At 38.0% G+C, this 16,403-nt stretch carries 11 protein-coding genes; 5 read left to right on the top strand and 6 right to left on the bottom strand.

Annotated features, from left to right (window positions below):
- Positions 1-252: 252 nt before the first annotated feature.
- Together CC99x_RS07490 and CC99x_RS07495 are read left to right on the top strand one after the other, a co-directional pair.
- Positions 253-1,755 carry a leucyl aminopeptidase gene (locus CC99x_RS07490; protein ID WP_057625444.1) on the top strand — a complete coding sequence of 501 codons (1,503 nt, stop codon included), beginning with the start codon at positions 253-255 and terminating at the stop codon, positions 1,753-1,755.
- A 12-nt stretch (positions 1,756-1,767) separates the two neighbouring features.
- Positions 1,768-4,551, top strand: a complete 2,784-nt coding sequence (locus CC99x_RS07495; RefSeq protein WP_057625445.1) for a valine--tRNA ligase — start codon at positions 1,768-1,770, stop codon at positions 4,549-4,551.
- Between the two features lie 185 nt (positions 4,552-4,736).
- Here CC99x_RS07495 and CC99x_RS07500 read toward each other — a convergent pair whose 3' ends face one another.
- From CC99x_RS07500 to CC99x_RS07510, 3 genes are all read right to left on the bottom strand, one after another.
- Positions 4,737-6,041, bottom strand: coding sequence for a type II toxin-antitoxin system HipA family toxin (locus tag CC99x_RS07500; protein ID WP_057625446.1), 1,305 nt, complete (start codon positions 6,039-6,041; stop codon positions 4,737-4,739).
- Between the two features lies 1 nt (position 6,042).
- Positions 6,043-6,291, bottom strand: coding sequence for a helix-turn-helix domain-containing protein (locus tag CC99x_RS07505; RefSeq protein ID WP_057625447.1), 249 nt, complete (start codon positions 6,289-6,291; stop codon positions 6,043-6,045).
- Between the two features lie 133 nt (positions 6,292-6,424).
- Positions 6,425-7,300 (bottom strand): acyl-CoA desaturase, encoded by an 876-nt coding sequence (locus CC99x_RS07510; protein WP_057625448.1) that lies wholly within the window; start codon positions 7,298-7,300, stop codon positions 6,425-6,427.
- A gap of 444 nt (positions 7,301-7,744) precedes the next feature.
- Between CC99x_RS07510 and CC99x_RS07515 the strand changes: the two genes are divergently transcribed.
- Positions 7,745-8,683, top strand: a complete 939-nt coding sequence (locus CC99x_RS07515) for an alpha/beta hydrolase (protein WP_057625449.1) — start codon at positions 7,745-7,747, stop codon at positions 8,681-8,683.
- Here the strand turns inward: CC99x_RS07515 and CC99x_RS07520 are convergent.
- Complete coding sequence (locus CC99x_RS07520; RefSeq protein WP_141651940.1) at positions 8,655-11,711, bottom strand: vWA domain-containing protein; 3,057 nt, start codon at positions 11,709-11,711, stop codon at positions 8,655-8,657. The genes CC99x_RS07515 and CC99x_RS07520 overlap by 29 nt on opposite strands.
- 255 nt (positions 11,712-11,966) lie before the next feature.
- Between CC99x_RS07520 and CC99x_RS07525 the strand changes: the two genes are divergently transcribed.
- Positions 11,967-12,218, top strand: coding sequence for a hypothetical protein (locus CC99x_RS07525; RefSeq protein ID WP_057625451.1), 252 nt, complete (start codon positions 11,967-11,969; stop codon positions 12,216-12,218).
- 4 nt (positions 12,219-12,222) lie between these two features.
- On the opposite strand, the gene CC99x_RS07530 is transcribed toward CC99x_RS07525, so the two are convergent.
- Both CC99x_RS07530 and CC99x_RS07535 read right to left on the bottom strand, forming a co-directional pair.
- Positions 12,223-13,095 (bottom strand): metal-dependent hydrolase, encoded by an 873-nt coding sequence (locus CC99x_RS07530; RefSeq protein WP_057625452.1) that lies wholly within the window; start codon positions 13,093-13,095, stop codon positions 12,223-12,225.
- 48 nt (positions 13,096-13,143) lie between these two features.
- Positions 13,144-14,724: a peptide chain release factor 3 gene (locus tag CC99x_RS07535; protein WP_057625453.1), complete on the bottom strand. Its 1,581-nt coding sequence runs from the start codon at positions 14,722-14,724 to the stop codon at positions 13,144-13,146.
- Between the two features lie 234 nt (positions 14,725-14,958).
- Between CC99x_RS07535 and CC99x_RS07540 the strand changes: the two genes are divergently transcribed.
- Positions 14,959-16,401, top strand: a complete 1,443-nt coding sequence (locus tag CC99x_RS07540; protein ID WP_077065490.1) for a DASS family sodium-coupled anion symporter — start codon at positions 14,959-14,961, stop codon at positions 16,399-16,401.
- Positions 16,402-16,403 lie beyond the last annotated feature (2 nt).

The following is a 16,403-nucleotide window of genomic DNA, read 5'->3' on the forward strand; positions in this document are numbered from 1 at the left end:
TGAGATCAGTTTGAATAAAAAATGGTTCAAAAAGAGACATTCCATTATATGGGGTGAGTCGTTACGCCTAAAATACAACAGTCATCTTCAATAGTAAAAAGTAAATCATAGCTGTCATAAAATTTAAGGTAGGCACCAAGCATCTGAGTATGTAAAATATACTCTCTTGCATGACTATAAGCACACGCTAAAATTTAGCAGTGAAGCTATTGAACAGACATTTCGAACGAATTATACAATTGGTGAGCAAAGATGGAATATCAAATTAAAAGCGGACAACCAGAAAAACAACGGCATGCCTGCATTGTCGTTGGGATCTATGACTCCAGAAAAATGAGTAGATCGGCTGAATTACTTGATGCAGCCAGCAATGGATATATCAGCGCCATTGTCCGTCGCGGCGATATTGAAGGAAAATTCAATCAAAGTCTCATTTTGCATAATGTTCCAGGCTTACTGTCTGACCGTATACTACTCATTGGCTGCGGTAAAGAACGCGAGATTGATGAAATCCAGTACCGAAAAATTATCAGAAAAGCAACGGAATGCCTGAATGACATTGGCGCAATGGAAGCAGCCTCTTATTTAACGGAACTCCCCATTAAAGGCCGAAACCTCGCATGGAAAGTTCAAGAAGCAGTGATCAGCAGTGAACAAACACTATACCGTTTCGATCAATTAAAAAGCCAAAAAGAAACAGATAGACGCCCTTTAAGAAAACTCATATTAATGGCCAACAATCGTGGCGAACTCACCCAAGGTGAAATAGCACTCGAAAAGGGTATCGCTATTTCTGCTGGTATGTCCTTAACAAAAGATTTGGGCAATATGCCAGCCAACATTTGCACACCTGAATATCTGGCAAAACAAGCACAAGTACTTGCAAAATCATTTTCTGCCATGACATGCAAAATTCTCGAAGAAGAACATATGAGAGAATTAGGCATGGGCGCCCTGCTCTCTGTAACAGCAGGCAGTCAAAGCAAAGCAAAACTGATTCAACTCGAATACAAAGGTAGTGATAAAAAGAAAAAACCAATTGTATTAGTTGGTAAAGGCATTACCTTCGACACAGGTGGAAATTCCCTCAAACCACCTGCTGGCATGATTGGAATGAAGTTTGACATGTGTGGCGGTGCAACTGTGTTAGGCGTTTTAAAAGCAGCTGCTTTATTAAAATTACCGCTTAATATTGTTGGAATTGTACCGGCTTGTGAAAATATGCCGGGCTCTACAGCTACTCGCCCAGACGACATTGTAACCAGTATGTCTGGCAAAACCATTGAAATTCTCAACACCGATGCAGAAGGCAGACTCATTCTTGCCGATGCGCTTACCTATGCAGAACGCTTTGAGCCGGATGCAGTCATTGACATTGCAACCTTAACAGGCGCCTGCGTTGTTGCCCTTGGTTATGAAGCAAGTGGATTAATGAGTAATCATAATCCTCTCGCCAATGAGTTATTAAATGCAAGCCAAATAGCATTTGACAGAACCTGGCAATTACCCCTATGGGACAGCTATCACGATGTTCTAAAATCAAATTTTGCAGATATGGCAAATGTGGGTAATATGTCTGCCCCAGCCGCAGGCACTATTGTCGCTGGCTGCTTCTTGTCCAAATTTACAAAAAAATACCATTGGGCACACCTTGATATTGCTGGTGTCGCCTGCCAATGGTCAGGTGATAAAAAAGGCGCCTCTGGCAGACCTGTTCCCCTACTTGTTCAATTTCTTTTAAATCGTAGCGAATAATTAAGTATTATAATGGATAAAACATATCAACCACATTCTCTAGAAACAAAATGGTATCAACATTGGGAAAAATCTGGTTACTTTAAACCTCAGCCCAGTCAATCCAAAAAAGCGTATTGCATTATGCTGCCTCCACCCAACGTAACAGGTAGTTTACACATGGGGCATGCATTCCAAGATTCTATTATGGACGCACTTATTCGCTATCACCGCATGCGTGGTTTTTCAACGCTGTGGCAAGGAGGAACCGATCATGCAGGTATCGCAACGCAGATGGTGGTTGAACGACAATTACAAGCCCAAGGCGTTTCTAAACACGATTTAGGACGAGAGAAGTTCATTGAAAAAATTTGGGAATGGAAAGAACAATCGGGCAATACCATTACCCAGCAAATGCGAAGACTCGGTGCTTCTATTGATTGGAGCAGAGAATGTTTCACGATGGATGATGAGCGCTCTGAGGCAGTAAAAGAAGTTTTTGTTCGCCTGTTTGATGAAGGATTAATTTACAAAGGCAAAAGGCTCGTAAACTGGGATCCTAAACTCCACACTGCCGTTTCAGATCTAGAAGTTATTTCAGAAGAAGAAGATGGATTTTTATGGCATATTCGCTACCCTATTGCCGGTCAATCCACTCATATAGTGGTTGCAACAACTCGACCTGAAACATTACTAGGCGACGTCGCTGTCGCTGTTCACCCTGACGATCCTCGTTACCAGCATTTAATAGGACAGAAACTTCAATTACCCTTGTGTGATCGTCTCATTGATGTGATTGCAGACAGCAGTGTATTACCTGATTTTGGAACAGGTTGCGTGAAAATTACACCAGCTCATGATTTTAACGATCATGAAATGGGTAAACGACATGGCTTAGCCATGATCAATATTTTTAACGACAGTGCGGTCATTAATCAAAATGCGCCCCATCAATATCAAGGACTTGAGAGATTTGCTGCACGAAAGAAAATTGTTGAAGATTTAGAACGTCTTAACCTCATTGAAAAAATAGAGCCTTATAAACTCAAAATTCCAAGAGGCGATCGATCTGGCGAAATTGTTGAACCTTATTTAACAGATCAATGGTTTGTGAAAGTCGCCCCCATTGTCGAACAAGCCATTCAAGTTGTAAAAACAGGAAAAATAAAATTCGTACCAGACAATTGGAAAAATACTTATTTTGAGTGGATGAATAACATTCAAGATTGGTGTATCAGCAGACAGCTTTGGTGGGGGCATCGTATCCCTGCTTGGTACGATGAGGAAGGCAAGCTCTATGTCGGGCGCACCGAAGAAGAAGTGAAACTCAAATATAATATCAGCCTGAATACAAAATTAAGACAAGATAATGATGTATTAGATACGTGGTTTTCTTCTGCTTTATGGCCTTTTTCAACTTTAGGTTGGCCACAAGAAACAAAGGAATTAGAAACTTTCTATCCAACAAATGTCTTAGTCACTGGCTTTGATATCATTTTCTTTTGGGTAGCACGTATGGTGATGATGGGACTAAAATTTACCGACAAAATTCCCTTTAATACCGTCTTTGTACATGGTCTCATTCAAGATTCACATGGACAAAAAATGTCTAAATCAAAAGGTAATATTATCGATCCGATTGATTTGATTGATGGGGTTGATCTTGAAACGCTATTAAAGAAACGTACTGCAGGTCTTATGCAGCCACAGATGAAGACTCAAATCGAAAAAAATACAAAAAAAGAATTCCCCGAAGGAATTCCAAGCTTTGGTACCGATGCACTTCGTCTGACTTTCTGTGCTATCGCAACAACAGGCAGACACATTCGTTTTGATTTAAATCGCGTATCAGGTTACCGTAATTTCTGTAATAAATTATGGAATGCTGCACGATACGTTCTTATGAATGTAGAAGAGCATCCCTTGGGTAAAACGGAAGCGGATCGCACCTACTCTATTTATGATCAATGGATACAATCTTCTTGGCAACAAACCAAGCGCATGGTTGCACAGCATTTTGAAGAGTATCGGTTCGATTTACTGGTTCAGTGTTTATATGATTTCACCTGGAATCAATACTGTGACTGGTATTTAGAATTTACAAAACCTGTTTTAATGCAATCAGATAATGAGTCCTTAAAAATGGGCGCTCGTTATACACTGATATCTATCTTAGATGAATTATTACGTGTTTTTCACCCTATTATTCCTTTTATCACAGAAGAAATTTGGCAACGTACTCACGTGATTTTAAATCAGATGCCAACTACAGAGTCAAAGGAAAGCATTATGACGCAAGCTTATCCAGAATATAATAAGCACCTTCATAATGCACAAGCTGAAAGAACCGTTGAATGGCTCAAAGCCTTCATCATCAATATCAGAACCATTCGTTCAGAAATGAATTTAAGTCCAAGCCAAACCATCCCTGTTGTAACAACAGGTGGCTCTAGCTTTGATATTGAAAATGTGAATAATTATCAAACGGTTTTAAAATCTTTAGCGAAATTATCAGAGCTATCACAACTACCTCCAACAGAAGAAGCACCTGTTGCAGCAAGCAGCTTGATTGGCGATATGACGCTGCATATCCCTCTAAAAGGTTTAATTGACAAAACCAAGGAAATTGAGCGGCTCACTAAAGAAATGGGTAAATTGCAAAAAGATATCGATCTCTTTAGTAAAAAATTAAGCAATCCATCCTATGTCGATAATGCACCTAAAGAAATTATCGAAAAGGACAAAGAGCGCTTAACAAGTGCTGAGACAAATCTTGCAAAATTAACAGAAAACTTTAATAAGATTTCTGCTCTTTAACCCTCACCCGCCCTTTCAGGTCTCCCTCTCCCAAAATTGGTAGAGGGAAAAATCATTCGCTACGCTCATTTGTTTCGGAAATTTATTTGATGAGTACAGCGAATCATAACCCTTCTACCAATTTTGGGAGGGGCTGTCTGCAAGCCTAGTAAAGGTTCAATTGACCATTAAGACGCAATTGAAAACTAATGCTTGATTTTGCTTTTGCACTTTCTCATTCCATCAAAAATGGCTTGAGATATATCGAAAGGAAACATAGCTGGCAAAAGCTCAGATACTGTCTTTATCACAAATTCCATCTTGTCGCATACTTCATTAATAATATTGTACATCTCTTCTTTGGGGAATTGACATTTATCCGCCATTGTAAGCCAATGCTCCAATGTCATATTATGCCAATGGTAATGCGTATTTTTGCTTTTCAATGACATTGCCATTTTTAATTCTTTCCACTCTAATTGACGTTTTATTGCCAAAGGATAAGCAGAGATAACATCATAAATAGGAGTAAGTTTATATCGCCCACCCGCTTCTATTAGAATACTAAAGTTCTTAGCATGTCCATCAATTGCACCTAATATCCAAAAAAGAAAAACTGTTTTCATAAACTGATATCGATCAGTTTTTACAGCTTTTGAACCCTCTAATATTTTCATAATTTGGATAATACCTGGTCCACCATCTGATTCATATTTTAGGCTAGAGGGCATTCCTAATACTTGACAAAAATCTTCTTGAGGCAAACGCAACAACCATTTTTTATCTTTATCCCAAACTCTATCAAATCTTTCTACCACAAGCGCTTTTGTTTTTTCAAAATACTCAATAGATGCTTCATTGACAGGAAGATCATATGCCGACAATATTTTCAAACACAACCATTCATTTTCTACACTATCACTCAAATCAATATTTGAATGCTTTATCATACCTATTGGCAGCTTAATAATGTGACTCGTCGGTGTATTTTCTTCAGGAACATACCATTGATCTTGGTACCACAAGAGTGCTGTTTTTTCTTGCGCGCCAGCGATTGAAATCCGAAAATTAGAAAGAGCGCCCATTCCAAGTGGTGCTGATTGATAATTTTTTAATAAATCTGCTATGGCTACATTGTCAATTTTTTTTGCTTTAATCTTCAATTGATTAAAATCTTTTTGCTCTTTTAAAAACTGTAATGCACCCACACAATCAGAGCCAATGTAAGAAAGAACATCAAAACATTCATTTGTTTTAATTTGGAATCTTGCTTGAATCCGTTTTCGAATCAAAACACTGTCTGGTAATAAATTATCAAAATAGTTATAAACTACATCACCTATATAAGTTTCTTCCCTTAAAGGCATAGATAAACTAATAGGCCTTGCATTTTTATTATGCAGCCAATCATCTTGATACACAAAGCTTAAATCATTTGGTAACTGCTGTAATACCCCTACTTGAATGCCATTCATATAAACATAAAGTACATGCTCAAGCTGCTTGGCCATTTTACCAAGCCCCTTTTTCAGCGTTATCAGATTCATCTTTTGAACGAATGATCATTTCTAAATCAAGTGCAGCCAATAATCGAAACAAGGTATCAATTCGTGTTCCTAATGCCCCACTTTCAATGCTAGATACTGTTGCTTGTTTAAGCTTAAAAGCTTTACCCGCATCGTGTTGATTCAGTTTTTTTGCTTTTCGCTGCCGTTGAATTGCCATCCCCAATGTCTTAGGTGAGTAAACAAATTGCTCCATCTCAAACTCCCAAGGTATTTCATAAGGTATATAAAATATACCTGTATAGGGATAAATAACGGGATATCCCTGTACAGGTATAATATGAATAATATACCTATATGGGTATAAAATCAAATACCCATCAAGTCAATTACCCAAGATTCTGCGCTGGTTCAACTCTCACCTGCTTCAATTTTAAACCCCAGGCTAATTTGCACAGACAAAGCAATTGAATAAACCATTTACCAAGGTCGATTTGATACCATTTGTGGCTAAAAAATGGCATTTGCATATAACGGTGATGATTATTGTGCCACCCTTCTCCAAAGCTAAGCAGGGCAACAAATACATTATTGCGACTGGTATCGGGTGATTTATCATAATCTCGTTTGCCCCATAGATGGCACACTGAATTAACGCACCAGGTAGCATGGCTAGAAATAAATAAGCGCAGCAATCCTCCCCAAACCAACCCAACCCAACCTCCCAGCAACACAGGGATGAGCAAACAAACTAGGCTATAATAAAAATAAAAAGTACTCACATGTCTCACGATTTGATCTTGCAATAACCATTTACCATAGCGTTTAAAATCAGGCTGATAGTCTTTAAAGATCCAACCACAATGTGAATACCAAAAACCTTTTTTAAAGGGTGTGTGAGGATCGCCCTTTTTATCTGCGTGCACATGATGCTGTATATGAATGCTTGCCCAGCTTGCTGGACTCCCTTGCATGGCAGAAGAACCCATGACTAACAATAAATACTTAAGCCATGGCTTTGTCTCAAAAGCACGATGACTCAACAATCGATGAAAACCAACAGAGATCCCCAAGCCAGTTAAACAATACATCACTAGCGCAGTCACAAGGTGACTTTGGGTCACTTGTTCTGTCACTATCGTGTAAACAGCAAGTGGTATAGAAAGAGGTGTAATAAAGACAAGAAAAAATGCATAGTAGTAATTTATATTTGTCCGATTTCTAACATAATGGTGTTTAATTGTTTTATGTAAGGCACTAAGCATTTTATACTTATACTGATTTGCAAATAATTTATTTTATCAAAAATAGAGCAAAATGAGGATTCAGAGAGCAGCAAGATTCATTCTTAAAAGAAAGAGGCAGACTATTTACCGCCTACGCCCCGCGGCTTGTCCTTGTCTCTTCTACATAAGTTGATTATAAGCATAGTAACTGTCTTTTTATTCGTTCGCAAAGCGAACATGTTCTCACTTTCGTAAAGGGCGACGCTCGTTCAGCGTAGCTGTACGAGCAGAGGGATTTAGCTTTTTGAACTTAGCCTCCAGCATAAATCCCCCTTCAAAAAGTGGGATTTTTTATTCGCTACGCTCATCGAGAGTAATAAAATTGACAGCTAAGACAGTAATCTACTACTGTTACAGAAAACTAAATAGCAATCTTTATATTTTAAAGGTGAGAAAAAGTAAAATAATAAGAAGAGTATACAAATGTCATTAAATCCGGTAATCAGCCGTCTAATCCAAAAAGCCTATAAAATGGGCTTTGCAGATATTCATACTTTTGATGAAGATAGAATGCGTGCATTTTTGACACATCCTAAATTTAAAACAAATTCAGCACCTTTTGTTGATTATAAAACGCATCAAAATGTGACCTTGCGATGCTACACCCCTATATGTCCATTATCTAATCAAGCGCTAAAAAAGCCAATGGGTGTATTAATTTATCTTTCTGCAACTGCCTTTGTCTTAGATAGGCTAGATGCCAGCAATGATTATTGCAGTCTGCTTGCCAATACTTTGCAAATGAAAGTGATTAATATTCAGCATGGTCTAGCCCCCGAACATAAATTTCCGAAATTTTTAGATGATTGTGTCGATAGTATTATTTGGTTAGTCGAAGAATCACATCGCTTAGCGATTCTACCAGAAAAATTAGTCATTTGGGGAGAAAGCTCTGGTGGCAGTATTGCAGCCTCTTGTACACACGTACTAAGAGATAGAGGTTTAGGCTATATAAAACATCAAACTTTATTTTATCCTATGGTAGATTTAGTAAACCCATATCCCTCTAAAGAAATTTTTGGATCTGGCTACATGCTTGATAAAACCTTTATCGACTGGCTAGATGAAAGAGGATTTTATCCAAGCCAAGACCGATCACATCCTCTTGTTTCACCGTTACTCTCCAGCAATTTCAATAATTTACCTCCTGCCACAATTATGACTGCTCATTATGATCCCTTGCGGGATGAGGGAGAGTTGTATGCAGAAAAATTAAAACAAGCCGAAGTGCCTTTATATCACAAACGATTTGACGATATGATTCATGGCTTCATGCGGTTCTATGGCAAAGTGCCAACCTGTCATGAAGCCTTCACGACTGCATGTCAACAAATTAAATTATGTTTATCGAAACCGCAATAGTGTCAAAATAATCAATTAAATTTGCAACGCTGTGACCAGGTACCGTGCCCATATTTTCCAAAATGAGCTCTATTCCTGTAAAGTGATTTGCAGCATCAGCATTATTAAGCAGTATTTTTAGATCTGAATTTTCTTGCGTTTGATGAAAATCTAAAAATACGTCCGATAAATTAATGATGCCATCACTATTTTTATCTGTGACATTTTTAAAGATTAATTGATTATTATCACCATTTGCTAAATCTCTGATAAACACTGTAGATATTGCTTGATTGCTGACATCAATAATAAATTGATCATCCCCTCTGCCGCCTTCCATGTAAATAATGCCGCTTTGATTTTCAGAGGAAAGCACATCACCTTCATGCTCACCAATTATTCGCGTAACCGTCGTCATGCCAGGGTAGAGATGAATATTTAAATCTGCATTAACAGATTGGTTCACAACATCATCAAATAAGGTATAAGTAAATGAATCCGTTAATTCTTGCTCAACTTTTCCAGGTGCATATAAGTAATAACCATCATTATCCAATAACAGTTTGCCACCTAAGGGTGTTGGAATTGTCAAATAGTCACCATCTATCGGCAATGAAATAGAAACCGAATCGTTATGAGCATTTGCAACAGCCCCCATTAAATCTAAATGATGTGTAGAGATAAATCCCACAGCATCTTGAACAGTGAAGGAAATTTTACTTACCTTAGCATCTTGAGAATAGAACAAATCATTATCCAATACATTGCCAAGAATAGAATCAGGCAAAGTTTCAAGTAGCTTTTGAGAAAAAGTAAACAATTGAGAACCTGGCTCAATGATATGGTCATCATCTGAAGCAATGGGTTCTAAGGGAGAACGCAAGCTTTCATCTGGATCGATACCAACAGCAAATACGTTAATAGACTCTACCAATGCATTTGGTACTTGGGTCTTTGTATCATGAATAAAATCTTGCCAACTACTCCATGCTTGAGGCCAAGCAGCTTGATCGGTTGCGGTATGATAAGTATTAGGAACACCATCAGAAATAAAATAAACAATATGTTCAAAATGCGCCATAGCAGGGTCAACAACATCCGCTTCTAATGCAACGCGCGTATGATATAAGGCACTGTCATAATGTGTGGCTCTACCCAAAGCATTGCCTGTATCAGGATTTTGCATCTGAATTTGAATACCATCCTGTGCATGCGCATTACGTCTTAGAACATAATCTCTTGCATCTTGAGCAGAGGTTGCCGCATAGCTAAAAGCACCTGCTAAACCATCACCTGATGCAAAAGCCACAATTGTAATAGCAAGTTCATCTGACATTAATTCATATTGATCAATCAATTGAATCAATGCATCTTGAGCCATTTCAAGCCGTGAATGATTATATATCTTTGCATCCATACTACCAGAAATATCTAAAATCAAAACGAGATTATATTGATGTATTCCTTTGCCAGAATTTATATAATTATCATTATCATTTGCAAGTGGCAGATTGTCATTTAAATCAATGCTAACGCTTGCTGACGCACTTTGTTCATCTGAAGATACAGTATAATCAAATACTTCCTGTTTCTTCCCTATTGTAAAATCATCTGGTGCTGTGTAATGGAAATTACCATCTGTCTGAATTTCTAAAAAACCACCCAGCGGTGTTTCAATGATTTGATTTAGATTGGATATCTTAATTTGCGCTTCATTTACAGTTGCAATTAATTGTGGATGATTAACCCGAAAATCTTGTGCTGCTTGATTATTCGCAAAAGTAAATCTAATTTCATTGATTGCAGCTTGGGGCGCACCATTTTGTACTGCCAACTGATCATTATCCAATATATTACCCACCAATGTATTGGGTAACAGCTTAATATTTTGCTCAACAATTTTAAAATTAGAAACAGCCACACTATCAGATAAGGTTATCTTGACTTCTACAATTTCTGACAAGGCAAGCTCTGTTACATCAATTGCTTTAATTCTATTTGCTGAGCGCGAACCAAATTGTAAGCTATTGTCATAAAAAGATGACAATGGATCTAAAAAAGATTCAAAAGGAACGATTGTAGAACGTCCGTCTTTATCATAAAACCTAATCTCAACCGCTTGCATTTCTGGGCCATACTCTAAATTAAAGATGTCAAAGCCAAAACTATAAATCGGAGACTCAAAATTAAAGGTAATCTGACCTGCGGGAGTTGTTGATTGGGGCTGTGGTATATCTAAGATCCCATCTTGATTCTGATCAACATCATTAGCGGCAATAACAATTACATTAGCAGAGACCTCATTTTTGATGTTGCCTTTCTGCCAAGGATTTTGTAAAGACTGTACACCATTTTGAGGGTCGCTTGAATCAATAAGTGTTGCTATATCTGGCCCATTCCCAAAATTATCTATTTCTGTAATCACCGCATGCGAAAGCAATGCTTGCGGCGCTAAAGCTTTCCCCGCAGGTAATTGATCCAAACTAATTGTAAACGGTGATTCAATTAAAAGCTTATCACCGACTTTGTTTAAAGAATAAAGATCATTTTGCGCAACAAGAGATGGTTTCAGAACAACAGGCTCTGGCACAATAATAGCTGGAATAATGAAAGGTGGCCAAACAACAGGACTTGCAGCAACAAAATTGTTTTGAGCTAAACCATTATTATCTTCTCTGTAAACTGGCACTTCATATTTAGATGCTTGAAATAAGTCAAGGTTACGCGCAACACTTTCTATATCTCCATCTTTACCATATCCTAAATTCTCAGACAGAGAGAAACCTGACGAATTTTGCGCTGAACCCGTAGATTTAAGCGTATCTTTAACAGAAGGCTCTGGACTGTCTTCTTGCTGAACTACAGTTGGAAAAACAGAGACTTCTTTTGATAAATTTTCAGCATCTAAACTTTTTTGTATCTCATCTACATCTAAGAGCTCAATACGTTCATCAACACTGTTGTCTGACTGAGTATTTTTAAATAATGGCAACGTGCTTGTTTTACTTTCCATGACTTCTTTTTCCAAAAATAAAGAATGTATACCCACAACAGATGATTCTTAGCCGTAAAGGGTATATACCGATAAAATCCCCGCTTAGTCTATCTCTATCTTCTTACAATGAACATCTTTTTGTTGTAAATACACCATTTTAAGCTGATCTTCCAACCCAAGCATTTTGCTTTAATTACACAAGCATTATTGATTTATAAAAAAGTCAATGAAACGAAAAAGGGAGACAAATAATAACGGATATACCACTTATCCATAGAGTTATGTTGGTTGTCTTAATTTTGTTTAAAAATGAATAGAAATATCCCATACTTCAAACTAAGAACAAAAATATCTAAAGAAAACAGCCTGGGGAAAAACATAGATATGAAAGCAGAACAAACAATATTCTCTAACAGTACACCAGTCTCAAAATATGGGTTTGGCATATTGCATAAAGGACTATCAAGCTCAAACTATAGAGAATTAACTAAGCTCTATGGCATTGCAAAGCTCAAAAGATTAGAAGCGCGTCTTAAAGAACTTAGTTTTTTTAACAACTAGGATTTTAATAATCAGATAAAAAGTCTACTATCTTTAATTTAGGCAATTCTGCATAGGCCTCTTTAAAGCGCTTTATTAAATGATAGTTATCTTTTCGCCACGGATGAAAATTTGGCATAAAATAGCTCAAATAAGGCATCAGCTGTTTTCTCATAAAACCAGGCCCACCCCAAAGAATCCATACCGTTTTGAGCCAAAATTTTGGACTCAATAATTTTTTATCTGTTTTAGCTAAATGCACGTAATTTCTTGTTAAATACATCCACAACACAAAAGTCATTAACAGCATACCTTTCACACGAATCCAATAACTCCCTCCCACTGCTTTATATAAATCAAACACAACGGCTTTATGATCAATTTCTTCTATGGCATGCCACCGCCACAATGCAGCCATTTCTTTAGGCGCTCCTGATAACCAATTTTTTTCTGTCAATAATAGATCAGAAATAACAGCCGTCACATGCTCTGCCGCTAAGGTAAAAGACAAATGCATTTCTGGAGAAAATTTTTGAGCGAGAACTTTAAATTTATCAATGTTTAATTTTTCAATTTGTTTTGGATTATAGCCTTGGTTTTTTAATAAACATTGCATGCGAATGAACTCGCTACCATGTGCAGATTCTTGTCCAATGAATCCTTGGACCTGTTCTTTTAGCAGGGGATCTTGAATATCTTCTTTGTAGGGTAAAACACTGGTAATGGCAAGACGCTCAAATGCAGGGGCTAATAGCGCTATTGCGTTAAAAATATAGGTTCTAACATCATCGCCATTATTCCAATATTTGGGCAATTCATAACTCAAACCAAATCGAAGCCTTCTCACTTCTATCTGTTGAGTGCTGGATTGTTCTGTTGCATTTGATTTTTGATTCATCCTTGAACGTATTGCTCCATTCTTAGGTTTCCATTTTATTGCAAAGCATTAATGTTCGCGGGTTGACAAGAAAGACACCTCCGGCCACCGCTCACTTGTCATCGTCAAATTCACTCTACTGCTTGCTAAGAAGGTTAAGTACTGCGCCCCATCTAAGGCAAGCTGGCTTGATAATTTCTCTTTGAATTTCTTGAGCTGCTCTGGATCATCGCATTTGATCCAACGAACTGCTGCAATATTGACAGAATCATAAACACACTCTACACGATATTCATTAAGCAAACGGTGTGCTACCACATCAAACTGCAAAGTTCCTACCGCACCTAAAATAATTTGATTTGAATCCAAAGGTCTAAATACTTGTGTTGCGCCTTCTTCTGATAATTGATCCAAGCCTTTTTGCAATGCTTTCATCTTCAAAGGATCTTTAGGCCTAACTGCTTGGAATATTTCAGGCGCAAAATTAGGTACACCAATAAATTTAAAATTTTCACCTTCGCTAAAAGTATCGCCAATTTGAATCGTGCCATAATTATGCAAACCAATAATATCGCCAGGCCATGCTTCTTCAACATGCTCTCTTTCACCCGCCATAAAGGTAAGCGCCGTTGAAATTTGGACTTTACGATTTTGTCTTACATGATGTATTTTCATACCTTTTTGATAATGGCCTGAACATACACGCAAGAAAGCAACACGATCACGATGCTGTTGATCCATATTTGCTTGTATTTTAAATACAAAACCTGAGAATTTTTCTTCTAATGGGCTCACTTCTCGTGTATCAGTTTCGCGAGACAGTGGTTTTGGCGCATGATCAACTAAAGCATCTAAAATAGCGTCAACACCAAAGTTATTTAAAGCTGAGCCAAAATAAACAGGCGTTAACTTTCCATCCAAAAAAGCTTGTGTATCGAATTTCTCACATACTTCTTGAATGATCTCAATTTGCTCTTTAAAGGCTTTATAGTGTATGCCACAGCGCTCAACAAAAGCAGGATCCTCAATCGACGCAATTTTTTCTGCGACTTTCAGTTTATCGCCACGACCAGGTTCAAACACATAAATACTTTGGCTTAAAATATCATAGACGCCTTGAAAACCTTTACCCATACCAATGGGCCAATTGATAGGCGCACAACGTATATTTAATATTTTTTCTATTTCATCCATCAATTCAATGGGATCTCGACATTCTCTATCGAATTTATTGACAAAAGTAATAATCGGCGTGTCTCTTAAACGGCACACTTCCATCAGTTTAATGGTACGAGATTCAACCCCTTTTACCCCATCAATGACCATCAAGGCAGAATCTACAGCGGTCAAAGTGCGATAGGTATCTTCTGAGAAATCTTCATGTCCAGGCGTATCTAAGAGGTTAATAATATGTTCTTTGTACGGAAACTGCATAACAGAGGTCGTAACAGAAATTCCCCTTTGCTGCTCCAATAACATCCAATCAGAAGTTGCATGCCTTTGTGCCTTACGTCCTTTAACAGTACCAGCTAACTGAATTGCACCTCCGTATAACAGAAGCTTTTCTGTGAGTGTGGTCTTACCCGCATCCGGGTGAGATATAATAGCAAAAGTCCTTCTTTTACCAAGTTCAACTTCTAACTTTGACATGATTACGCTTGCTCAATAGAATATATATTTAGAATAGTAACATAGCGATTGCTTACACAATCACCCATCATAATAGATTGCAATCATATCTATTTAGTTAGAAAATGTAGACCCTTTTTTACAAATATTTGATGCAGTATTTATGGCAGCTTATGTTTAGGCGCATTAGCTCATATTCAAGTGAGCAAATGACTGTCCAAAATATTTTTGCCTTAGCTATCAGTGAGAGGCTCCATGACCAACAAACATCCTGTGCGTACATCAACGGAAGACAACGAAAATACATTAAAACCATGGACGCTTCTTATCTGTGTGCTTATTGGACTTGCCTTTTGGTTTAGCCCTGCGCCAACGGGACTCAATCAAGCCGGCTGGCACGTGTTTGGACTCTTTGTGACAACCATTGTGTCTCTGATCCTTAAACCGCTCCCAATGGGTGCTGTTGCATTGATTGCCATTGAAATTGCTGTACTCACTAAAATCGTTACCGTAAAACAAGCCTTCGGCGCTTTCGGTAGCACCGTTGTTTGGCTTGTGGTCTTTGCGCTTTTTATTGCTAAAGGCTTCAACGTAACAGGCTTAAGTAAACGTATTGGTTATTTTTTCACTGCACTGCTTGGTAAAAAGACACTTGGCTTAAGCTATGGTCTCATGCTAACCGATCTCATTCTAGCGCCTGCTATCCCAAGTGTTACGGGACGCTCTGCAGGAATTGTGTATCCTATTTTAAAGGACATTGCGACTTCTTATAAAAGCTTTCCAAACTCTGAATCATCCAGAGATATTGGTGCATTTTTAACAATCACAGCCTTTCATGTCACTGTAATCACCTCAGCGATGTTTATGACAGCAATGGCTGCTAACCCATTAATTGCATCTTTAACAGCTGATCAAAACATTACTCTAACCTGGGGAATGTGGGCACTCGCAGCAATTGTTCCTGGGATAATCAGCTTGTTTGTTGTACCTTGGTTTATTTATCTTATATATCCACCCAAAATAAAAACAACGCCTAATGCAAGAATTGAAGCCCTTGCTAAGCTAAAAGAACTGGGCAGCATGACCAAACGAGAGTGGATCATGGCTTTTACAGCTATTGTTTTGCTCGTTCTGTGGATGTCAAGCCAATATATCGATCCTGCAGTTGCGGCCATGGTTGGACTTTCTATTCTGCTTATCACGGGTGTTTTAGAATGGAATTCATTAGTCAAAATTGACAGCGCCTGGGAAACCTTTGTTTGGTTCTGTATTATCATTTTGTTGGCAGGACAATTAAGCGAGCAAGGCGTTCTTTCTTGGTTCACAAACAATGTGCAGTCGCAGTTCAGAGGCTTACATTGGCACTATGCTTTCCCCTTACTTTGCCTCATTTATTTTTACTCTCACTACTTTTTTGCAAGCTCTACAGCACATGTAAGCGCCATGTATCCAGCCTTCTTGGGACTCGCGATTGTACTTGGAACACCTGTGTTACTGGCTGTTTTTGTACTTATCTTTTTCAGCAATTTATTTGGTGGACTAACACACTACAGCTTGGCACCAGCCCCCCTGTTGTTCGGTGCAGGTTTCGTCAACATTAAAGACTGGTGGAAAATAGGCTTTGTTGTGAGTGTATTAAACATCATAATTTGGTGTGGCGTTGGCATCCCATGGTGGAAATTTTTAGGATATTGGTAATT

Source organism: Candidatus Berkiella cookevillensis, from assembly GCF_001431315.2.
Taxonomy (GTDB): Bacteria; Pseudomonadota; Gammaproteobacteria; order Berkiellales; family Berkiellaceae; genus Berkiella_A; species Berkiella_A cookevillensis.

What these genes read in the sequence shown, in the direction of transcription:
- CC99x_RS07490 (WP_057625444.1), top strand. Translation starts at nt 253, where the DNA reads ATGGAATATCAAATTAAAAGCGGACAACCAGAAAAACAACGGCATGCC.
- CC99x_RS07495 (WP_057625445.1), top strand. Translation starts at nt 1,768, where the DNA reads ATGGATAAAACATATCAACCACATTCTCTAGAAACAAAATGGTATCAA.
- CC99x_RS07500 (WP_057625446.1), bottom strand. Translation starts at nt 6,041, where the DNA reads ATGGCCAAGCAGCTTGAGCATGTACTTTATGTTTATATGAATGGCATT.
- CC99x_RS07505 (WP_057625447.1), bottom strand. Translation starts at nt 6,291, where the DNA reads ATGGAGCAATTTGTTTACTCACCTAAGACATTGGGGATGGCAATTCAA.
- CC99x_RS07510 (WP_057625448.1), bottom strand. Translation starts at nt 7,300, where the DNA reads ATGCTTAGTGCCTTACATAAAACAATTAAACACCATTATGTTAGAAAT.
- CC99x_RS07515 (WP_057625449.1), top strand. Translation starts at nt 7,745, where the DNA reads ATGTCATTAAATCCGGTAATCAGCCGTCTAATCCAAAAAGCCTATAAA.
- CC99x_RS07525 (WP_057625451.1), top strand. Translation starts at nt 11,967, where the DNA reads ATGAATAGAAATATCCCATACTTCAAACTAAGAACAAAAATATCTAAA.
- CC99x_RS07530 (WP_057625452.1), bottom strand. Translation starts at nt 13,095, where the DNA reads ATGAATCAAAAATCAAATGCAACAGAACAATCCAGCACTCAACAGATA.
- CC99x_RS07535 (WP_057625453.1), bottom strand. Translation starts at nt 14,724, where the DNA reads ATGTCAAAGTTAGAAGTTGAACTTGGTAAAAGAAGGACTTTTGCTATT.
- CC99x_RS07540 (WP_077065490.1), top strand. Translation starts at nt 14,959, where the DNA reads ATGACCAACAAACATCCTGTGCGTACATCAACGGAAGACAACGAAAAT.